General features: G+C 68.9%; 13 protein-coding genes. 7 read left to right on the top strand and 6 right to left on the bottom strand.

The annotated features are described in order from the left end of the window. Nucleotides 1-8 precede the first annotated feature (8 nt). Nucleotides 9-6,242 carry a type I polyketide synthase gene (locus ASF26_RS02050; RefSeq protein WP_056248794.1) on the top strand — a complete coding sequence of 2,078 codons (6,234 nt, stop codon included), beginning with the start codon at nt 9-11 and terminating at the stop codon, nt 6,240-6,242. A 52-nt stretch (nt 6,243-6,294) separates the two neighbouring features. After that, entirely contained in the window at nt 6,295-7,149 is an 855-nt protein-coding gene (locus tag ASF26_RS02045; RefSeq protein WP_056248790.1) for an FkbM family methyltransferase, read from the top strand. On the opposite strand, the gene ASF26_RS02040 is transcribed toward ASF26_RS02045, so the two are convergent. After that, a complete protein-coding gene (locus tag ASF26_RS02040) occupies nt 7,127-8,665 on the bottom strand; it encodes a right-handed parallel beta-helix repeat-containing protein (protein ID WP_056248787.1) in 1,539 nt (512 codons plus the stop codon). The genes ASF26_RS02045 and ASF26_RS02040 overlap by 23 nt on opposite strands. Nucleotides 8,666-8,997: 332 nt before the next feature. On the opposite strand from ASF26_RS02040, the gene ASF26_RS02035 reads away from it, so the two are divergent. Both ASF26_RS02035 and ASF26_RS02030 read left to right on the top strand, forming a co-directional pair. Then, entirely contained in the window at nt 8,998-11,190 is a 2,193-nt protein-coding gene (locus ASF26_RS02035; RefSeq protein WP_056248784.1) for a polysaccharide biosynthesis tyrosine autokinase, read from the top strand. 184 nt (nt 11,191-11,374) lie between these two features. Next, nucleotides 11,375-12,721 (top strand): polysaccharide biosynthesis C-terminal domain-containing protein, encoded by a 1,347-nt coding sequence (locus tag ASF26_RS02030; protein ID WP_244475790.1) that lies wholly within the window; start codon nt 11,375-11,377, stop codon nt 12,719-12,721. A 330-nt stretch (nt 12,722-13,051) separates the two neighbouring features. On the opposite strand, the gene ASF26_RS02025 is transcribed toward ASF26_RS02030, so the two are convergent. Then, a complete protein-coding gene (locus ASF26_RS02025) occupies nt 13,052-13,780 on the bottom strand; it encodes a Crp/Fnr family transcriptional regulator (protein ID WP_018046139.1) in 729 nt (242 codons plus the stop codon). A gap of 385 nt (nt 13,781-14,165) precedes the next feature. After that, on the bottom strand, nt 14,166-15,437 hold the full coding sequence (locus tag ASF26_RS02020) for a polysaccharide biosynthesis/export family protein (protein ID WP_056248779.1): 1,272 nt from the start codon (nt 15,435-15,437) through the stop codon (nt 14,166-14,168). Between the two features lie 394 nt (nt 15,438-15,831). Between ASF26_RS02020 and ASF26_RS02015 the strand changes: the two genes are divergently transcribed. The 3 genes from ASF26_RS02015 to ASF26_RS02005 all read left to right on the top strand — a co-directional run bounded on the left by ASF26_RS02015 (nt 15,832) and on the right by ASF26_RS02005 (nt 19,356). After that, nucleotides 15,832-16,836, top strand: coding sequence for a UDP-glucuronic acid decarboxylase family protein (locus ASF26_RS02015; protein WP_056248777.1), 1,005 nt, complete (start codon nt 15,832-15,834; stop codon nt 16,834-16,836). Next, entirely contained in the window at nt 16,833-17,795 is a 963-nt protein-coding gene (locus ASF26_RS02010) for a WecB/TagA/CpsF family glycosyltransferase (RefSeq protein ID WP_156462830.1), read from the top strand. Before ASF26_RS02015 ends, ASF26_RS02010 begins: the two co-directional genes overlap by 4 nt. Nucleotides 17,796-17,898: 103 nt before the next feature. Then, nucleotides 17,899-19,356, top strand: a complete 1,458-nt coding sequence (locus ASF26_RS02005) for a sugar transferase (protein WP_244475789.1) — start codon at nt 17,899-17,901, stop codon at nt 19,354-19,356. Nucleotides 19,357-19,978: 622 nt separating this feature from the next. On the opposite strand, the gene queC is transcribed toward ASF26_RS02005, so the two are convergent. The 3 genes from queC to queE all read right to left on the bottom strand — a co-directional run bounded on the left by queC (nt 19,979) and on the right by queE (nt 21,745). Then, nucleotides 19,979-20,689: a 7-cyano-7-deazaguanine synthase QueC gene (gene queC / locus ASF26_RS02000; protein WP_018046134.1), complete on the bottom strand. Its 711-nt coding sequence runs from the start codon at nt 20,687-20,689 to the stop codon at nt 19,979-19,981. A 2-nt stretch (nt 20,690-20,691) separates the two neighbouring features. Beyond that, a complete protein-coding gene (gene queD / locus ASF26_RS01995; RefSeq protein ID WP_056146969.1) occupies nt 20,692-21,051 on the bottom strand; it encodes a 6-carboxytetrahydropterin synthase QueD in 360 nt (119 codons plus the stop codon). A 61-nt stretch (nt 21,052-21,112) separates the two neighbouring features. Next, nucleotides 21,113-21,745 carry a 7-carboxy-7-deazaguanine synthase gene (gene queE / locus ASF26_RS01990; protein ID WP_056146971.1) on the bottom strand — a complete coding sequence of 211 codons (633 nt, stop codon included), beginning with the start codon at nt 21,743-21,745 and terminating at the stop codon, nt 21,113-21,115. Between the last annotated feature and the right edge of the window lie 243 nt (nt 21,746-21,988).

Here is a 21,988-nt window from a genome sequence, read left to right as displayed (position 1 = left end):
GGTACGCCATGTTTTCGCCGACCCCCGACACAGCAGGTGATGCACCGGGCCGGATCGCCATCATCGGCATGGCGGGGCGTTTCCCGGACGCCGCCACGACCGGCGAGCTCTGGCATCTGCTGAAGTCGGGACGCGAGGCGACCCATTGGTTCAGCGACGAGGAACTGTTGGCCTCCGGCGTCTCCGGCACGCATCTGCGCGACCCGCGCTACGTCAAGGCCGGCATGGTCCTGCCCGACATGGAAGCGTTCGATGCGGGCTTCTTCGGCCTGAGCCCTCGGGAGGCGGCCATCCTCGACCCCCAGCACCGGCATTTCCTCGAATGCGCCTGGGAGGCGCTGGAGGATGCGGGCCATCGTCCCGAGGCGTTCGCGGGGGCCATCGGCGTCTTCGCGGGCTGCGGGATGCAGGCCTACTTCGCCAACAACCTGCTCACCAATGCCGAGCTCGTCGAACAGGTGGGGCTCTTCCTCCTGCGTCATACGGGCAACGACAAGGACTTCCTCGCCACCCGGGCCTCCTATCTCCTCGACCTGCAGGGTCCGAGTGTTTCGGTGCAGACCGCCTGCTCGACCTCCCTGGTCGCGGTCCATTTCGCGATCCAGAGCCTGCTCTCGGGCGAATGCGACATGGCTTTGGCCGGCGGCGTCACCATCGAGGTGCCGCACCGGCAGGGCTACCGCGCTGCTGAGGGCGAGATCCTGTCGCCGGACGGGCATTGCCGCGCCTTCGACGACGCGGCCAACGGCACCCTGTTCGGCAGCGGGGCCGGCATCGTGGCCCTGCGCCGGCTCGAAGACGCCGTCGCCGCCGGCGACCACATCTACGCGGTCATCTGCGGTTCCGCCGTCAACAACGACGGCTCGACCAAGGCCGGCTACCTCGCGCCCAGCGTCGAGGGGCAGGCCCGCGCGGCGGCCGAGGCCCTCGCGGTCGGGGGGATCGACCCCGGCAGCGTCAGCTACATCGAGGCGCACGGGACCGGCACGCCGGTGGGAGACCCCATCGAGCTCGCGGCCCTGAGCGAGGCCTATTCCCTCCCCGGCCGGCGCCAGTTCTGCGGCATCGGCTCGCTCAAGACCAATATCGGGCATCTCGACACGGCGGCTGGCGTCGCGGGCCTGATCAAGGTCGCCCTGGCGATGCACCACGAGGAACTCCCCGCGAGCCTCAACTGCGTCCGGCCCAACGGCCGGTTCGATTTTTCCGCGAGCCCGTTCACCGTGGTCACGACGGCCAGGCCCTGGCCCCGCACCGGGACGCCCCGGCGCGCCGCGGTGAACTCCCTCGGGGTCGGCGGCACCAACGCCCATGTCATCCTGGAAGAGGCCCCGGCCGCGCCTGTGCCGGGTCCCGCGCGGGACTGGCAAATCCTCGCCCTGTCGGCACGGACCGCCGAGGCCCTCGACGGGGCGAAGCGCAAATGGCGGGAGGCGCTGGCCGATCCCTCGCCGGACCTCACCCTGGCGAACGCGGCCTTCACCACCCAGACCGGCCGCCGCGCCTTCCCGCATCGCTGCGCCGTCGTCGCCCGCGATCATGCAGGGGCGTGCGAGATCCTGGCCGGCCACACGCATCGCCGCATGGGAACGGGCAGCGCCGGTGCCGGGACCGTCGGCGCGGTCTTCATGTTCCCCGGCGGCGGGGCGCAATATCCCGGCATGGGCCTCGACCTCTACCGGGACGTGCCGGCCTTCCGCGAGGCGCTGGAGGCCTGCCTCGCGCTGCTGCCGCCCGATGCCCCGGACGGCCTGCGGGCGCTGCTCCTCGACAGCGAGCCGGGCGATGCCGCCGCCGCCGCCCTCCTCGCGCGGCCGCGCTACACCATCCCGGCCCTGTTCATCGTCGAATACGCCACGGCGCGCATGATGCTCGCCTGGAACATTCGCCCCGCCGCCGTCATCGGGCACAGCATGGGCGAGTATGCCGCCGCCTGCATCGCCGGCGTGATGTCCCTCGCCGATGCCCTGTCCGTCGTCGTCCTGCGCGGGCAGATCTTCGAGGCCGCGCCCGCGGGCGCCATGCTGGCGGTGTCGCTGCCCTCCGCCGAGCTACGCGAGCGGATGGGTGACGCCCTCGACATCGCGGCGGAGAACGCCGCGACGCTCACGGTGGCGACCGGCTCCGTCCACGAGATCGCTGCCCTCGAACGGCGGCTGGCGGAGGACGGGATCGAGTTCCGCCGCCTGCGCATCGACGTCGCCGCCCATTCGCGCATGCTCGACCCCTTCCTCGACCGGTTCCGCGCGCGCCTGGACGCGATCGCCCTCCGCGAGCCCACGCTCCCCTTCGTCTCGAACCTCAGCGGCGCCTTCGTCGGGCCGGGTGAACTCACGCGGCCGGACTACTGGGTCTCGCATCTCCGGCAGACCGTCCGCTTCGCGGCCGGCGTTTCGGCGATCCTGGCCGAGCCGGACCGGGCGCTCCTGGAGATCGGGCCGGGCCACAGCCTCGGTGCCCTCGCGCGTCTCGCGGAGGGCGGGGGCTTCGCGCCTCTGGCCATCGCTCCGACCATGGGCCAGCCCGGCGATACGGAATCGGATCTCTGCGTCGCCCTGACCGCGATCGGCAAGCTCTGGGCCTGCGGCCATGACGTCGATTGGGCGGCGATCCGTGGGAGTGACGACGCGCGCCGGGTTCCCGTGCCGACCTACGCCTTCGAGAAGCAGCGGCACTGGATCGAGCCGGTGCGGGCGGCGACGATGCCGGTGGCCTTCGATACCGGGGCGGACGGGCTCCAGCGTCTCGATTCCATGGAGAACTGGTTCTCGGTGCCGCACTGGATGCCGGTGCCGGTCGCGCCCCGAGCGGCCGCGCCGGACCGGACATGGCTGTTCTTCGCCGATGCCTCGCGTCTGAGCACCGCGATCCTGGCGGCCCTGGAGAACCGGGGAGCGCGTGTCACCGTCGTGCGTCCAGGCGAGGCCTTCACCGTCCGCAACCGCCTGTTCCAGCTGACGCCCGACCAGCCGACCCAGTACCGGGACCTCGTCGCGGCCCTCGACCGGGATGGAATGGCGCCGGACCACATCCTCCACCTCTGGTCGACGAGCGCGCCGGACCCGTCCCCGGATCGCCCCTGCGCCGAACAGGCACTGGGCTTCGACAGCCTTCTCGCCCTCTGCCAGGCGATGCAATATTGCGACGTCGCGGTGCCCAAGCGCCTGAGCGTCGTGACGAGGGAGAGCCAGTCGCCCCCGGACCATGCGGCCCGCCACCCGGAGCGCGCGACCCTGCTCGGCCTGTGCCGCGTCCTGCCCCGTGAGATGCCGGGCCTGGCGACGCAGCTCATCGATCTCGGCGGCGAGGATGTCCCCGGCCGCGACGTGGATCCGGTGGCGGAGGCCGCCCTCGTCCTGGCGGAGTGCGACGCGGAGCACGGCGTCGACCTCGTGGCCCATCGCGGAGGCACGCGGCTGGTTCAGCGGATGGTGCCCACGCGCATCGAGGGGCCGGCGGGGCTTCCCCATCGGCTGCGCCGGCGCGGCGTCTATCTCGTCACCGGCGGTTTCGGCGGCCTGGGCCTCGCCCTCGCCGGGTGGCTGGCGCGCGACGTGTCCGCGCGGCTCGTGCTGGTGGGGCGCGATGCCTCCGCCCATGTGGCGGCGATCCGCGACCTCGAGGCCGAGGGGGCCGAGATCCTCGCGGTGAGCGCCGACGTGACCGACCGCGCCGCCATGGAGCGGGTCGTCGTCGCCGCGCGGCAGCGCTTCGGCGCGCTCCACGGTGTGTTCCACGCGGCCGGCTCCATCGACGATGGCCCGATCATGGAGAAGACCGTCGAATCGAGCCGCCGGGTGATGGCGCCGAAGCTGGCCGGGGGGCTGGTCCTCGACGCGCTGCTGCCGGAAGGAAGCCTCGACCTGTTCGTGGTATTCTCCTCCACCAGCGCCCAGATCGGGCCGCCCGGCCAGGTCGATTACGCCGCCGCCAACACCGCCCTGGACGCCATGGCCGCCCGGCGCGGCGACGGCCTCTCGGTGGCCTGGGGGATCTGGGGCGATATCGGCATGGCGGCCCGGATCTACGGGGGAGCGGCCCTGTCCGGTACCCCCGAAGGTCACCCGCTCCTTGGGGTCGAGACCGGCCGCACCGAGACCGCCATCACCTTCCAGGCCCTCTACGACCCCGCCCGCATGTGGGTGCTGGCGGAACACGTCCTCGACGGCCGTCCGATCCTGCCCGGCGCGGCCTATGCCGAGATCGCGCTCGCGGCCGCCACGGCGGGGTTCACGTCCTCCGGCGTCGATCTGCGGGGGCTCACGGTCGATCTTCCCCTCGTGTTCGAGCCGGGCGTGAAGCGTCTCGTGCGCACCACGCTGACGGCCCTCGACGGCGGAGGCTTCGCCCTCTCCGTCGAGAGCCGCCCCCTCCTGGGCGAGGAATGGGTCGAGCATGCGCGCGCCACCCTGTGGCCGGGATCGACCCTGCCCTGGGCGGTCCGGCGGGTGGCCCGCCGGGCGGCGCGCCGGGAGGGGGTGCACGCGCTTCCGGGCCTCGGCTTCCCGCAGGGCGAGACCGTGACGTTCGGGCCGCGCTGGCACACGATACGCTGGATCGAGCGCGGCGATTGGGAGGCCGTGGCCGAACTCGAACTGGCCGCCGAGTTCGCGGGCGACCTCGACGGGATCACGGCGCACCCGGCGCTCACCGATATCGCGACCACCTTCGGGCTGCATCTCCTCGCGCCCCCGGCCGACGACATGGTCTACGTCCCGACCTCGATCGAGCGCATGCGGATCGCGCCGGGGCGCTGGCCCTGCCGGATCCGCAGCCACGCCCGGCTCACGGCGTTGCAGCACGGCGCCTCCGCCCGGTTCGACGTGGTCATCGGCGATGTGAACGGCGTGCCGCTCGCCGTCTTCGAAGGCTTCACCCTGCAGAGCGTGTCCCGCGCGGTGAAGTCCTCGCAGGCCGAGGCGCATCCGCCGAGCCTCGAGGCGCGGCTGAAAGCCGGCATCATGGCGGCGGACGCTCCCGACCTGTTCCGCCGGGTCTTCGATTGCAGGGGCAGCGGCATCGTCGCGTCGTCGATCGCGCTGTCCGACCTGCGCCGGGAGGCCCTGTCCGCGATCCGCCCGAAGCCGCCGGTGGCACAGCGTTCGGCCGGGCCGGCCAGCGGCGAGGCGGACTATGCGAGCGAGATCGAACGCGAGATCGGCGGATACTGGGCCGACCTGCTCGGCATCCCCACGGTGCGTCCCCAGGATGATTTCTTCGAACTCGGCGGTTTCTCGTTGCTGGCCGTCCGGTTGTTCGCCCGCATCCGCAAGAACCACGACGTGGACCTGCCGATCGCCACCCTGTTCCGCGCCTCCACCTTACGCCAACTGGCGAGCCTCGTCGGCGGGATGATCGCGCCCGAACCCGCAGCCGACGGTGCCGCCGGGGCGGGCGTGTTGGACAAGGTGCTGGCGATGCCGGCCGTCGCCTGGTCGCCCCTGGTGGAGATCTGCCGGGGCGTCCCCACCCGCGCCCCGATCTTCTGCATCCATGGCGGCCAGGGCAACGTCCTGAACTTCGAGAAGCTGAGCCGGCGCCTCGGCCGGGATCAGCCCTTCTATGGATTGCAGGCGCGCGGCGCCGACGGGCGGCTCGCGCCGCAGGACTCCATCGAGGAGATGGCGGCCTCCTACATCGCGGCCATCCGCGAGGTCGATGCGCACGGTCCCTACCGGATCGCGGGTTATTCCGGCGGCGGGGTGATCGCCTACGAGGTCGCGCAGCAGCTGACCCGCGCGGGCTATTCCATCGCGCTCCTGGTCCTCTTCGACACCCTGTCGACCACCAGCGTCGCGCAGCAGCACAGCACCGTCGAACGGCTCTGGGCGGTCCGCCGCTGGAGCCTCGGCTATACGCTGGGCTGGCCCTCCCGCCTGATCGAGCGCCGCCGCCGCGCCGCGGAATTCGCGCGGGAGCGCTTCGACCCGAACGTCCCGATCCCCGACATGTACCGCGCCCAGTTCATCATGAACGCCTATCTCGTCGCGCAGGGCCGCTACAGGCCCGAGCCCTATGCGGGGAGCATGCTGCTGTTCCGCTCGACGGACGCGTATGTCCCCTATCTCCTCGCCGGCCCGGATCTCGGCTGGGGCGGCCTCGTCCGGGGGGGGATCGATATCCACAAGATCGCGGCGACGCACGAGACGCTGTTCCAGGAGCCCGCCGTCGACAAGCTCGCCGGCATCCTCCGGCGCAGGCTCGACGGCCTGATGCACTATCCCGTGCGCAAGAGCGCCTGATCCGCCCCGTTCCGCGATTGACGGCACCCCGTGCCCGGCAGGGAGACCGAAGATGGATTTCGTCGATCGCGCCTACAGGCACTACAGCGACGTCAAGCAACTCGGCCTGCCCGTGCTCCTCCGCGGGCTGCACCGCCGCGCATCTTCCCGCGAGGCCCGTCTGGTCCGGACGGTCCACGGTGCGTTCTACATCCGGCCGCACACGTCGGACATGGAGGTGCTGAGATCCGTCTTCGGCCGCATGGTCTACGACCTCGACCGGGTCCGCCAGGGGGCGGCCACCCGGAGCGAGTACGAGCGGATCTGCGCGGCGGGACACACGCCGATCGTCATCGACGGAGGCGCCAATGTGGGAATCGCGGCGCGCTACTTCGCGCGGGCCTATCCGAGGGCGGTGGTGCTGGCGGTGGAGCCGGACGAGGGCAACCTCCTCGTCTGCCGTAAGAACACCGAGGTCTGCCCCAATATCTGCGTCGTCCCCACCGCCCTCGGTGGCCGGAGCGGCTGCGTGAACCTCGAACACGGCGACGGCGACGCCGACAGGGGGCGGACCGAGCGGTCGGACCAGGGCATCCCGATCACCGTCATCCCAGAACTCAAGGACCTGATCCCCAATGGCGAGCTGCTGATCGTCAAGATCGACGTCGAGGGCTTCGAGAAGGACGTGTTCTCCGGCGAGATCGGCTGGGTCTCCGAGCCGCATGCGATCATCGTCGAACCGCACGACTGGATGCTGCCGGGCGACGGAACCAGCTTTCCCCTGCAGGACATCCTCCTGCGCGAGCGGCGGGAGATGATCCTGTCGGGCGACAACCTGATGCTTTTCAAGTCCCGCGCCGCATCCGCGAGGGGCGACACGTCGCGCTGGCCGACGAGGGGGCTTCTCAAGGTGGTGCCGTCCGCGTGACGAGGCGGCCGAGCTTCTCCTGCCCGGCCTCGCGAAAACCCGCATAGTCGATGGGCGTCCGCCCCCAGATGAAGACCGGCTTCACGTCGGCGGGCGCGGCGTAGGTGTTCCTGTCGAAACTGTTGCCGCCCTCCTCTATGATCCGGGCATTCGGGGCGGCCTCGTTCGTATCCGTGACGCCGCCGGCGCTGCCCCTGCCGGTGAACACGATCCGGTTGTCGTGGACGCGGTTGCCGGTCGTCCTGTAGAAGCCGCCGCCGTCCTTCTCGCGGCCCTGGTCGACGAGCACGATGGCGCGGCCGTCGGGCCGGACGGTGATGGTGTTGTCGGAGACCTCGACGCCGCTCGAGGCCGCCACCTGGATGTCCGCCCCCCAGAACCAGACCGGATGGCCCGCGCCGTTGAAGCGCAGCGTATTCCGGCGGATCACGGCGTCGTAGGAGATCTCGAAGAAGATCCCGGCGGTGGAGTTGTTCTCCACCGTATTCGTCTCGAACAGGACGTCGCGGCAATCGATGTCGCACCAGAGACCCGGACCCGCATTGTCGTGGACGTGGTTCCCGCGCAGGACCACCTCCTGGCTCTGGGTGATCTTGAGGCCGCCGGCCTCCCATTCGGGGTCGAAGCCGGCCGTGTTGTTCCAAGCGATGCGGTTGTTCTCGATCAGGATCCGCCGGCCTTGCGCGGCCGCGCCGAGCTGGCCGTTCCGCTCGATCGTGCTGCCGGTGATCGCCCCGTCGGAGCCCACATCGACGCCGAGCCCGGCATTCAGGCGGATCTGCGAATCCTCCACGCGCCACCCGGTGCCCTCGCCGCCGCGGATCGCCCCCATCTGGGTCGGCGTGTCGTATTTCTCCACGACGAGCCCCTTGATCCGCACATCGGCGGCCCGGCTGCGGAAGGCGAAGCGCGCCGCGCTGACCTCGACGCGGCGTCCCTCCGGATTGTCGGCGAGGATCGCGCGGCCGGCCGCCGCCTCCACCACGTAACGGCCGGGACCGAGATCGCCGCGCGACGCGACGCGGGTGAGCGGCTGTCCGTCGAGGAACACGGCCAGCGACAGGAGGCAGAGCGAGCCGCCGCCGCGACACCGGCCGGCGCCCACATGGCGCGGGTACGATCCGGTGAGGGACCAGTACGGGCCCGCCCGCTCGAACTGCCGGACGATGCGCGAACCGTCGAGGACGCTGCCGGGCTCGCCGAGGAACGTCTGACCGCGCAAGGGCGCGATCTCCTGCATCCGGTAGAGGCCGGCGCCGATGCAGATCGTCCCGCCCTCTCCGGCGCGGATCGCGGCCCGCTGGATCGATTCGCCGGCGGCGACGCGCACGGCCTTGCCGGGGCAGGCACCCTCCGCGCCCTCTCCCCGCGCCGGGTCGCCCCCCTGCCAGAGGATCAGCCCGGCGAGGGGCAGCGCAAGGCGGAGCGCGCGCCGCGTCATGGCTCCCGCCGCCCGGTGAGGGGAGCGGGCGGCGGGCATCGCCGGCGGGAAGGCCTGTGCCGAGCGGTCATTCACCGGTCCGATCCTTTGGGACGCTTTTCTCGCCCGCCGCGACAGTCACGGCGAGGTCGAGATCCCGACGCCGCCGCCCCTGTGCCGGGTTCTGCGAAACTGTGCGGTTTCCCGCTCGCGGAAAGGAAGATGAAAAACGGTCTAGAGCAGCGGGGCGAAGGGGTTAGTCCGTGATCTCACTTCCCAAGCGAAGTCGAAATCCCGCTCAATCACCCCGACCAGACGGCGGATCGGCCGGGTGCTGGATGGAAGCTCCGCCGTCATGGCCCGGATGCTCGGAAGACGGCCGATCCCCCGAGCGGAGCGTCGCGCCTGCTACGATCAACGAGGACGGAATGAACCGGGTTCTGGACCACTCGAAGAGCGGGGTCAGCGTCGTGCTCCGCCAGACCTACGAAGCCCAGACCCTGGGGTTCCTCACCGCGATCCTCCGGCACCGCCGGGTGATCGTCGGGCTCGCCGCCGCCGCCCTGGTGCTCGCGACCGCCATCTGCTGGTCGCTGCCCGACAGGTACAGCGCCGAATCCCTGATCCAGGTCGATCTCAGCCGCGTCGCCGCCTCACAGGCCACGTCGCCGAACCAGCAGGCGGCGACCAGCCTCGATGCCGGGGCCATCGTCGAGAGCGAGGCGCGGGTGATCCGTTCGCTGGCCACCGTCAGACATGCGGTCGAGGACCTCAAGCTCCAGGACGACCCGGCCTTCGCGCGGGGGCCGGGCTTCGTCTCCCGCATCCTTTCCACGGTACTGCCCGGATCGGCGAAGGAGCCCGCCGATTCCACCGCCTCGGTGGAGGCGGTGACCCGCGAAGTCTCGCGGAACCTGACCGTGACCAACGACACGCGGGCCTACCTGATCAACGTGTCCTACAACTCGACCTCGCCGGAGCGTTCGGCGCGGATCGTCAACGCCGTGGTCGACGCCTATCTGCGCAACCGTCTGGAGATGGGGGTGGCGGCGGCCGAGCGGACGAGGACCTGGCTCGAGGAGCAGATCGGCGAGAGCCGGCGCGAGCTCGAGACCGCCGAGGCGGCCGTCGATCGCTACAGGCGGCAGACCGGCTATGTGGAGGGCGGCACGCAGGGCATGAGCTTGCCGCAGCAGGAGGTGCGCGATGCCGTGGCCCAGCTCGCCGCCGCCCGCCAGACCCGGCTCGCCGCCGAGGCGCGCCTGTCGCGGGCCCAGGAGGTCTTCGCCGCCGGCGGCACCCCCTCGGCGCAGGATCTTTCCGGCGCGCCCCTCATCCAGAGGATGCTGGAGAGCGCGGAATCGGCCACGCGGGAATTCGCCAACGTCGCCGCGACCGGACCGCGTCATCCGGCCTACCTGCAGGCCAAGGCCAATATCGAGGCCGCGCAATCGCGGCTTCGCGAGGAGATCAAGCGCGCCATCGGTAACCTCGAAAGCGACGTCAAGGCGGCCACCGCCGACGAGGCGAACCTCGCCGACAGGGTCGACGTGCTGAAGGCGAACCTCGTCGAGGGGATGGGACAGGACGCCAAGCTCCAGAGCCTGCAGACCAACGCGGTGGCCATCCGCGAGCGCCTCAAGTTACTGAGCGACGGCCACGCCCAGGCGCTGGCGCTCACGGGGATGAAATCCTCGACCACTCAGATCGTCATGGTGGCCAAGCCGGTGACGGTCCCGTCGGGGCCGAACCGGCTCCTGCTGATCTGCCTCGGCGTCCTCGGGGCGGGCGGCGTGGGGGTCGGCTACGCCGTCATGATGGACCGGCGCGACACCGGCTTCCGGTCCGATGCGGAGATCGCGCACGAAACCTCCCACCGCTGCCTCGGCATGGTGCCCGAACTCACCGGCGGTTCGTCGGCCGCCGAGGTTAGGATGTTCGACGAATCGATCCGCCTCGTCAGCGCGGCGCTCACCGGAGCCCGCGCCCTGGCCGAGCCCCGCGTCGTCATGGTGACGTCCTCAGTGCCCGGCGAGGGCAAATCGCTTCTCTGCATGGCGATGGCGACCCTCCTGGCTCAGCGCGGCATCCGGACCCTCGTGATCGACAGCACGCCGCGCCTCCATGCGGAGACCGACCGGCCCAGCCTCGAGGATGTCGTGTTCGGCGACCCGGCGGGTTTCCCCCCGCGGAACGACCCCGGCAGGGTCGTCGTGCTGCATCGGGCCGAGCACGGCGACTCGCACGACCTCTTCCTGACACCGGCCTTCGAGGGTTTCATCGAGCGGGCTCGGGAGAGCTTCGATCTCGTCCTCTTCGAGGCTCCCGCCGTGATGCTGTCCGTGGATGTCCTGACGATGGGCGGCCTCGCCGATGTCACGATCCTGGCCGTTGCCTGGAACCGGACCCCGCGCGAGACCGTCCAGGCGGCATTGCGGCGGCTGCAGGACAATTCCGTGCGCCTGCGCGGCCTGGTCCTGACGCATGTCAATCTGACGGAGCACAAGGACTTCCGCGTGGTCGACCAATGCTCCCACTACAACGATTACCGGGGGCATTTCGAGGAAGCCGGGGCGCATCACGCCCGCGGCGACCTGCTGCCGTCCAGGCTGTCCTCATAGGACCGCCCCGACGGACCCGTTCCCTGTCTGCACGACTTCTTCTCGGCGGCCATCCAGCGGATGTCGATCATGGCTTCGATCATCATCGTGTTCACGCCTGTCGGCGGAGGCGGCGCGCCGCTGTCCCGCGCGGCCGTGGCCTGCCCGACGCCGCCGGCGGTGGAGCCGGCCGGTGCTCGCTAGAGTGCGGGCTGCACGGATCGCCTGGCCCCTGATCGATCAAGGCGTCGCGAGCCTCGGCAACTTCCTGTTCACGATCGCCCTCGCGCGGACCTTGCCGCCGCAGGAATACGGCGCCTTCGCGCTGCTCTTCGGGATCCTGATGATCCTCTACACCGTCATGGCGTCGGTGCTGTTCTATCCGATGTCGGTCCTGGCCGATCCCGCTGACCGGGACCGCATCGGCGAACTGATGAGCGTGAGCTTCATCCTGCTCGTCGGCCTGTGCGTTCCGGCCGGTCTCGTCCTGGCCGTCACGGCCTTCCTCATCGGCCGGCCGGACCTCATCGCGGCCCTGCTCGTCTACTTCCTCGTCTGGCAGGTGCAGGAGGCGTTCCGGCGCTACCTGTTCGTGGAACTGCGCTTCGGAGCCGCCGTCCCTGGCGAGATCGTCAGCTATATGGGGCAGATCCTGATCGCCCTCTGGCTCGCGCTACGGGGTGACCTGACCCTGGAGACCGCCCTCTATGCCATGACCGTCACATCGGCGGCGGCGGCCGTCCTCCAGGGGATACAGGTGGGATTCTCCCTGCGCCGGCATACGATGACCCGCATCCGGACCGTCGCCCTGGAATTCTGGCGCCTCGGCGGATGGGCGCTGGCGAACAACCTCTGCGCCGCCCTGCGGGTCCAGTTCCTGTTCTGGTTCCTGGCCGCCCTGTCCGGGGCCGCTCTGCCGGCGCTGCTCCAGGCCGGCTTCAACATCGTCAACCTGCTCAACCCGCTCATGATCGGGCTCGGCAACGTCATCCTTCAGGTCTCCTCGCGGGCGCATGCCGGGGGAAAGGCGGCGGCATGGCGCGCCACCCACCCCCTCGCCCTGTCGGGGATGCCCATCGTGATCGTGTTCCTGGCGGCCATCGTGGCATTTCCCCACGAGGTGCTGGGCCTCATCTACGGTGCCCACTCTCCCTATGCGGACATCGCGACCCCGGTCCGGCTCCTCGCCATCGCGGCCCTCGCCGCGTTCGTGACGGACATCGTGTGCGCCTATTTCCACGGCGTCTCGCAAGCCAAGCAGGCCCTGATCGTGAATGCGGCCGGGGCCGTGGCGACGATCCCGATCGCCATTCCGCTCATCATCGGGTTCGGCCTCAACGGAGCCTGCATCGCCCTCTGCCTCGCCAACGCCGTCCGCCTCGTCGTGCTGCACCTCCTCTTCACCAGGATGATCGCTACCGACACCGCCGACGCATCCTCCGGCCGGGTGCGGGAGGCCGTCCCGGCCAGCTCTGCGGACGATCCGGGCGAGGCCATAGGCAACGCCGTGGCGTCGCGCGTCGCGGCGCTGCCGGCCTCGAAAATGAGGTAGACCTGATCGGCGCTCACACCGAATCCGGCCCCGCCGCGGATGAGTGCATTCGCCGGTACGGCAGGGCCTCGCCGTACCTGTCCGACCAGCCTTTGCGGGGGATTCCACTAGGCCGACGCGTGAGGGTGGGTCACTCCCATCCGATGGCCTCATCGTCCGGCGCCGTTCGAGACCACCGCGCGGCGCCTCGGCGGTTTGGACGTGGAAGACCCAACGCGCCGTCATGGCAATCGACGCTTGTTCCGTCCGATGCTCGTCCTCGGCGCCTTCGGCGGACACCCGTCATCGCACGGTCGGAGAGTGATGCGTTCCCCTCACCTCCGTCCGGTCTCAGATGAAGGGGCCGATCAGCCGCTCGTACTCGGCCTCGGCGAGGCCATAGCTGTCGCCGGCCAGTTCGACGAGCTTGAGCCGGTCACGGATCGTGATCTGCCCGCGCCGCATCACGATCATCCGCGTGCGCTCCAACTCGTGCAGGGCGACGGTGACGCGCGGGCGATGCATGCCGAGCATCAGCGCCAGCATCTCGTGGGTCATGACTACGCGGCCCTCGTCGAGCCTGTCGCTGGCCAGGAGGAGGCAGAGCGCCAGGCGCTCCTCCACCGAATGGTGCCGGTTGGCCAGGGCCATCTGGCTGGTCCAGAGGATGACGACCTGGACGTAGCGCAGGAGGATGTCGCGTAGGGCACTGCTCTGGGCCATCGCCTGGCGCAGGGCGCCCGCGCCCATGCGGAGGGCACGGCCCGCCACGCGGACCTCCACGGTGAGGGGCGTGTGCTCGATGCCGAGCACGAGGGCGGTGCTGACCATTCCGTCGCGCCCGACGACAGCGATCTCGACAGTGCCGCGTTCGGCGATCGCCATGGTCACGGAGGCCAGTCCGCTCTCGATGAAATACGCGTGCGGGATGGGCTCGTTGGCCATGACGATCCGCTCGCCGACGGTCAGCACCACCTCTTCGAGCTGCGGCAGCATCTGGCTGAAGACTTCGATGGGAAGCGCCCGCAGGAGGCGGTTCTCGACCAACGGCGCCTGGAGCGGCTGGAGTCGTGAGTTCATGAGTGACGCTCCGGCAAGCATCTCGCCTATACTTTCAAGGAACTCGGAATAAACAGTGGCGAAGAGCCGCATTCTGCAGAATATTGATTAAAATTCTAGTAAAATAGCACAATATTAAGTACTAGCTTGGGCTTCGATGTGTATTTTAATTCGCAACATTTGAACCTCCGCGATGTGCCCGAGCGATCCGGGTGCCGAGGCCGAGCGGCGCGTCAAAGGCGATCGGCTCCCGCGTCCGCCCGTGGCGTGGGAAGGGGGGGAGCCTGCGCCTACATGCGTCCTGCAAGTGCGAGGCGGATGATCGTTGGGACGTCGACGGGCCCGCGACGCCCGGGCCGCGTCGGCGTCTGCCGCACCGGCTGTGGGAGAGGTGCCGGTTCCCGTATCAGCGCGCCGGGAGGGAGCCCGGTTCCGGCAGGGCCAGGCTTGTCCGGATCGGACTCGTCGGCGGCTCGCGACGGACGTCGATGATGTCGCCCGGCTGGAGGAGCGCACGCTCGTTCGCCTCGAAGGTCTCCGTCCGCTCGCCCACGGCGCGCGTAATGAAGACTTTCCGCGCCGGGGTACCGGGGCTGGCGGCCCCGAGCATGCCGCCGGACTGGAGGCGCGCCTCCCGGATCTCGCGGGCGCTCGGCAACTGCATCTCCACTTCCGTCAGGCGCGTGGTCACGTCCTGCAGTTCGGCGAGGATGCGGCGATGATAGGTGTCGGTGAGTTCCTGGGCGCGCAGGGCGAGGTCGCCGATCGCCAGATCGAGCCGGGCGAGTTCGGAGTTCAGCCGCGCGATGGTCCCCTTGTTCCGGGCCTCCTCGCGCTGCAGTTCGATCCCCTGGTACCGTCGCGCCAGACCGTTGCTGATGAGCTTCTCGTAATCCTCGAGATGGGACTGGATCAGCCGGAGCTGCGTCTCCTCCGCCTTGCGCTGCGCCTCGACGCCGGCGATCTCCGCCTCGATCCGCGGCTTCTGCGCACGGAGCATCTCGGCGGATTGCGCGAAGGCGCTCCGCTGCGCCTTCAGGATCCTGCGTTCCTCCGCGAGGAGACGGGTGAAGCCCTCGTCGCGTTCACTGCCGCGCGGCGGGGTGAAATCCTCACGGTCTTGCCGCTGCGCTTCCAGCCTCTCGCGCCGGACCGTGAGCAGGCGCAGGGTCGCCTCCAGGACCCGGACCCGTTCGTCGGCACTGAGGAACTCCGTGCGCTGGGAGATCTGCGCCTGTTCGGGCAAGGCGAAGCCGCCGGCCAGGGCGATGCCGCTGAGAACCGAGGCCCCGTAGCGGAACGGGTAACTCCCCGCGACGCGCACGTCGCCCAGGAGGTAGATCGGCCGCATCTCCGTGATACGCAGGCTCACCACCGGCTGCTGCAGAAAGCCGTCGGCCAGATGGCTGATGATCTGCTTCTGGGCCTCCGGCAAGGTCATCGCCGAGACGGAGACTTCGCCGACCAGGGGCAGGAACAACGCGCCGCTGCCATTGACCACGAACTCGCCCGAGAGTTCGGCCTGGCCGTAGACCGACAATCCGAGCCGGTCTCCGGGCGCGAGTCGATAATCGGAATCCTGGGCGCCGGCCGCCCCGCCGAGGGCGACCCACAGGGCGAGTGCCGCGATGCGGTAGGGCACGCGCGCCAGGCGCGTCCGTCGATGCTGTCTCATCATGGATCAACCGACCGCTTGTCTGGTGAGGCCTATCTCGCAGGATCGCCAATAGTCTAAACCGCGGAAATTCCGGCTCCGTCATCGCCTTTCGGACGATCCCGGCCCTACAAGGAGTTAGTCCTTCCGAATATCGGCCATGCTATAAAATCTAATCGATGATTTTCGGCGTCGAGTCGCGACAATATTCGATGGTACTATTCCTTATTCGGTCATGAAGCCTGCCCTATGCACCGGATGCGCCACTTGTAGCATGCGATGATTGTCCTCCATGGTTCGGCTGCGCTCCGAGTTCCTCCCCGAGGGGACGGTCGAGCGAGATCACCGACGGAACGCTCGTTCCAGTCTCGGACGCGACGATCGTCGGTCCTGGGAATGAGCCGGAGGGGCACCGACAATGAAGCGCATCCTCGTAACGGGTGGGGCCGGGTTCATCGGGTCTCATCTCTGTGGACGGCTGATCAAGCAGGGAAACGAAGTTCTCTGCGTCGACAATTTCCTGACAGGTGCGCGCTCGAACCTGGATAAGCTGCTCACACACCAATCCTTCGAGCTCCTTCGCCACGACGTGACGTTCCCGCTCTACGTGGAGGTCGACGAGATCTACAATCTCGCCTGCCCGGCCTCTCCGGTTCACTATCAGCGGGACCCCGTCCAGACGACGAAGACCAGCGTGATGGGGGCGATCAACATGCTCGGCCTGTCCAAGCGCCTTCACGCCCGCATCCTCCAGGCCTCGACCAGCGAGGTCTATGGCGATCCGGACGTTCACCCGCAGCCCGAGAGCTATTGCGGCCATGTCAGCATCGTCGGGCCGCGCGCCTGCTACGACGAGGGCAAGCGCTGCGCCGAGACGCTGTTCCACGACTACCGCCGCCAGCACCGGATGTCGGTGCGCGTGGCGCGGATCTTCAATACCTACGGGCCGAACATGCATCCGCAGGACGGCCGGGTGATTTCGAACTTCATCGTCCAGGCGCTGACGCATCAGCCGATCACGATCTACGGCGACGGCTCCCAGACCCGGTCGTTCTGCTACGTGGACGATCTCGTCGAAGGCTTGCTCCGGCTGATGGCGGTGGAGGAGGAGCCCGGCGACGTGGTCAATCTCGGCAACCCGTCCGAGATCAACGTCCTCGCCCTGGCCGAACGCATCGTGCAACTCTGCAACTCGCGCTCGACGATCGAATGCCGGCCCTTGCCCCAGGACGACCCGAAGCGGCGCTGCCCCGACATCTCCCGCGCCCGGGAGAAACTGAGATGGTCGCCGCGGGTCGATCTCGACACCGGTCTGGTGCGGACGATCGCGTATTTCGAAGCGCGGCTCATCCAGAAGGGCTCGCCGATTCATGCCCTGCGCGAACTGGCCCGCTCCGAACCCCTGACGCAGGTCGCGGGATGACCGACGATCTCACGCCGAGTGGCGCCGATCTCAATCGCCGGGCGCGATCCGTGCGCCCGGAAACCCGCCGCCGCCACGCGGTCGAGCTGACGGGCGCGGAAACGGCGGGGGCTTCCCCCGCCCCTGCCGGGGGCTGGGAACTGCCGCGCGCCGAGATTCTCGGCCTCGGCGTCAGCGCCATCACCTTCGCTGACGCCATCGACGCCATCGATGCCTTCGTCCGCTCGCGGACACCGCATTACGTCTGCATCACCGGCGCCCACGGGGTGATCGAGAGCAGAAGCGATCCGCGACTGCTCGCCATCCACAACGCGGCGCATCTCGTCACGCCGGACGGCATGCCCCTCGTCTGGATGTCGCGGCTCCTCGGCCACACGGCGACCGAGCGGGTCTACGGCCCCGACCTGATGCGCGCGATCACACGCCTGTCGCCGGCCCGCGGCTATCGCCACTTCTACTACGGCGGAGCGCCCGGCGTGGCCGAGGCGCTGAGCACCCGCCTCCAGAATGCAAATCCGGGACTGTCCGTGGTCGGCACCTGCTGCCCTCCGTTCCGCAGCCTGTCGCGGGAGGAGGACGAGGCGGTGGTGGCACAGATCAATGCCGCGCGGCCGGACATCGTCTGGGTCGGCCTCAGTACGCCCAAGCAGGAAAACTGGATGGCCTCCCATCTCGGACGCATCGATGCGCCGGTCATGATCGGCGTCGGCGCAGCCTTCGATTTCCTCGCGGGCACCAAGCGGCAGGCCCCGGTCTGGATGCAGAAGCGGGGCCTCGAATGGCTGTTCCGACTCGTGAGCGAACCGAAGCGACTCTTCGCCCGCTACATGAAGATCGTCCCCCTGTTCCTGCTGCTCGCTGCCGGGCAGCTTCTCAGGACCTGGTTCAGCCGTCGGTTCCGCGACGGCGACGGAGCCTCCCCGGCGATGCCGGCCCCGCCGCCTCATCGTCCCGGGTGATGCCCGCTCCCGGGCCGTGGCGGGCCTCGCCCCCGTGGCCCCGGTGTCCCGCCTTCTCTCGTTCCAGGGCCGGTATGGCCTCGAACTTCCGGAATGGCTTCCCATGAGCACCACCGACAGCATGATTCTCGCGGGCCCTGCGATCGAGCGGATCAAACCGGTGGGGGTCGAACTCCGACCCGGACGGCGGCGGGCCATCGTCACGTCGGTTCTGGTCGGAGGGGACCTGTTCTTCTCGGGCATTGCCGGTGCAGTGCCCTGGCTACTGACCGGCTGGCTGCCATTGACGGATTGGTTGGGACCCTCCACCTCGGTGCCGATTCCCCCGGTCGGCGTCGTGCTCATCCTGGCGGTGTTCGGGCTCTATTCCAGCTATGGGCCGAGCCCGCCGGAGCGGTTGCGATTGCGCGTCCTCGGGGTCTGCATCTACGCGATCAGTTGCCTGCTGGTGGTGAGCGCTCAGGGGCCGTCGGCGCGGGGCGTTGCCGAGATCGCGGTGGTATCGGCGCTCCTGGTGGTGATCGGCTTCTATGGCGAATCCGCGCTGCGAAGCGCCCTGATCCGGTGGAGGCTCTGGGGGGCTCTCACCGTGATCGTGGGGGCCGACACCGCCGGGCGCAGCCTGGCAGACACGCTCCTCGCTCAGCCGGAACTCGGGTTCCGGCCGGTGGGCTTCCTCGCCGAGCGCGGGCAGGAGCCGGTGCGGATAGAGGGGCTGCCCATCCTCGGCATGATCGACGAGATTCCGGCGGTGCCGGTGGAGGTGCTGCTGTTCTCGTGCTGCGCCACCCTCGCCCTGTATGACGGTAAGGCGGCGAGCGGGACTCCCGCTCCTCGCACGGTCCTCGCCCAGCAGATCCACGAGTTGCAGAACATGTGGGTGCAGGTGCAACCCCTCGGCAGCGCCATCGGCCTCGAGATCCGGCGCGAGCTGTACCGGCCGCGCAACCTCGCCCTCAAGCGCGTGATCGACTGCACCTTCGCAGGCCTCGGCCTGATCGTGGCCATTCCGGTGATCGCGATCCTCGCGGCGATGATCCGCAGCCTCGATCCGGGCAGCCCGTTCTATGTCCAGATCCGCGTGGGACGGCATGGACGGCCGATCCGGGTCCTGAAGTTGCGGACGATGTATTCCGACGCGGAGCGCCGGCTGCATGCCCACCTCGAATCCTGTCCGGCGGCCCGCGAGGAATGGCAGCGCTTCTTCAAGCTCTCCGCCGATCCGCGAATCCTGCCGAGGGTCGGGCATTTCATCCGGCGCACGAGCCTGGACGAGCTGCCCCAGCTCTGGAACGTCCTGCGCGGCGACATGAGCCTCGTCGGTCCGAGGCCGTTTCCGGCCTATCACATGGACGGGTTCGATCCCGACTTCCGAGCACTTCGCACCAGCGTGCCGCCCGGCCTGACCGGCCTTTGGCAGATCTCGTCGAGAAGCGACGGCGATCTCCACGTCCAGCGCAGCCAGGACACCTACTATATCCGCAACTGGTCGCCGTGGCTCGACCTCTACATCCTGATGGGAACGGTCTCGGCGGTCCTGGGCGCCAAGGGTGCCCGGTAACCTCCGGCAATCCGGGGCGACGAGGGATGATTGTCGACGCATTCGCCAAGCCGATCCGCCGGCGGGCCGGTCACCAACTCGCCCAACGAAGGTGCGGGCGATACCGGCGATATCCTATGGGCCGATGTAACCGAGGCGGACATCGCGCCCCAGGCGCACTCGACCAACGCGTCCGCTTGGAACCGAGACCCATTCGACGAAATCGGGCATCCGAATCGATGTGCTTGTCCCGAAGATCCATCCTCCGGGACAAGCATTCTTATGGTTTTCATTCAATCGATCGAATTGTCGTCCCACTCGATATGCTGCCGCTTCTCAGGCCATAAGAATATAACGATCAATCCTATGCTGCCAAAAATCGAAACAAAGGCAGAGATCCAAAATATGATTTCCAGCACGGCACCCTCCGGTCGTGCAATGGCGCCGAATACTTTTTCGCCGATGAAGAATCGGCTGTCAATTATCCCACGACTTCTACGATCTATTGATCGAATATTTGAGATGAACCTGAATCCAGTCCTGAAACAGGACGGATGTCGCTGATCGTCTCGTGCGAGAAATGGCGTGGGGAGCCCGGCACGGCGAAGGGGTCTCGCTGTCCGCGACGGCGCAGGCGCCCACTCTACTCCGTCACCGCCTCGGCCACGAACTTCGCATGGCCCTTCGCCCGCAGGTCGCAGGCGGGGCAGGTGCCGCAGCCGTAACCCCAGGCGTGGCGTTCCCCACGTGTGCCGAGGTAGCAGGTGTGGGTGTCCTCGACGATGAGGTCCACCAGGGGCTGGCCGCCGAGGTCCTTGGCCATCTTCCATGTCTCGGCCTTGTCGATCCACATGAGCGGCGTGTGGAGGACGAAGCGGCGGTCCATGCCGAGGTTCAGCGCCACCTGGAGCGCCTTGATCGTATCGTCCCGGCAATCGGGATAACCGGAGTAATCCGTCTCGCACATGCCGCCGACGATGTGGCCCAGCGACCGGCGGTAGGCCAGTGCCGCGGCGAAGGTCAGGAAGATGATGTTGCGGCCGGGCACGAAGGTGTTGGGCAGGCCGCCCGCCTCGAAGGCGATCTCGGTGCTGCGGGTGAGCGCGGTCTCGGAGACCTTGCCCAGGGCATCGAGGGCAATGGTGTGGTCGCGGCCCAGACGCCGGAACCAGGCCGGGTTCATGGCCGCCATCGTCTCGCGCAGGGGCGCCCGCCCGTCGAGCTCGACCCGGTGGCGCTGGTTGTAGTCGAAGCCAAGGGTCTCCACCCTGGGAAAGCGCTCCAGCGCCCAGGCGAGGCAGGTGGTGGAATCCTGTCCGCCGGAGAACAGGACCAGGGCGCCGTCGTCGCTCATGGTCAGGCTTCGCCTTCGTATTCGGCCCAGGACATCGGCGTCTCCATCACCTTGACCGAGGACAGGCCGGGCAGGGCGGGCTTCGTCCGCTGCCAGATCCAGGCCGCGATATGCTCGGCGGTGGGGTTCTCCAGCCCCTCGACCTCGTTGAGGCAGTAATGGTCGAGCTGGGCCAGGATCGGCGCGAAGGCGTGCTCCACCTCGAAGAAGTCCACCACCCAGCCCGTCGCCGGATCCACGGCGCCGGAGATCGTCAGCTCGACCCGGTAGGAATGCCCGTGCATCCGGTGGCAGCGATGCGTCTCTGGCACGTTGGGCAGGCGATGCGCCGCCTCGAAGGTGAAGGCCTGGGTGATCTTCATGACAGTCGACTCTGAGGTTCTCCGCGCGCCGAACTGACCGGCACAAGGTCACGGAAGGGGGTCACGGGATACCGATGATCTTGTGGGTTTGCAGCGAGAGCCGCCAGCGCGCGTCGCGGCGGCAATACTCCACCGCCGCTCGGGTATGGGCAAGGCGGTCGGGCCCGTCCATGGGCTGGAGCCAGTGGTGGCGGAAGTCGAGGGCGGCGAAGCGCTCGGGACGCGCGTCGTCCTGGGGGTAGACGAGCTTCAACTCGTGCCCGGTGGTCTGGACCAGGGCATTGCCGGCCTTCGGGCTCACGCAGATCCAGTCGATCCCCTCGGGGGCCGCCAGGGTACCGTTGGTCTCCACCGCGATCTCGAAGCCGCGCGCGTGCACCGCCGCGATCAGTGCGGGGTCGAGCTGCAGCAGCGGCTCGCCGCCGGTGAAGACCACGTAATGATGCGTGGCGCCGCCCTCCCAGGTGGCGGCGATGGCGTCGGCGAGCGCCTCCGGCGTCGAAAAGCGCCCGCCGCCCTCGCCGTCCATGCCGATGAAATCCGTATCGCAGAACGTGCAGGCGGCCGTGGCGCGGTCTTCCTCGCGGCCGGACCAGAGATTGCAGCCGGAAAACCGGCAGAACACCGCGGCCCGGCCCGCCTGGGCTCCTTCACCCTGGAGGGTGTGGAACAGTTCCTTGACCGCGTAGCCCATCGCTCTCTCAGCCGATCTCCCCGGAAGACCCCGTCCCGCGCGGGGCAACGGCCTGCCTCCGACATCGCGACGCGATGGGACAGCCCATAGACGCCTCCTCGCTCCGAGGCCATGGCGCGGAGCCCAACGCAACCATGCGCGCGCGGCAACGTCCGCCCGTCCGGACCTGTGCATCGCACCAATCGTTCGGCCGCATCGCCATGGTCTCGCCATGGAGACGGCGTTGATGGGCATTCGCGCCGA

Origin of the sequence: Methylobacterium sp. Leaf93, from assembly GCF_001422345.1 — a bacterium.
GTDB classification, from domain to species: domain Bacteria; phylum Pseudomonadota; class Alphaproteobacteria; order Rhizobiales; family Beijerinckiaceae; genus Methylobacterium; species Methylobacterium bullatum.
The sequence above is the reverse complement of the archived record's forward strand: the minus strand, read 5'-3'. Positions and strand labels throughout refer to the sequence as shown.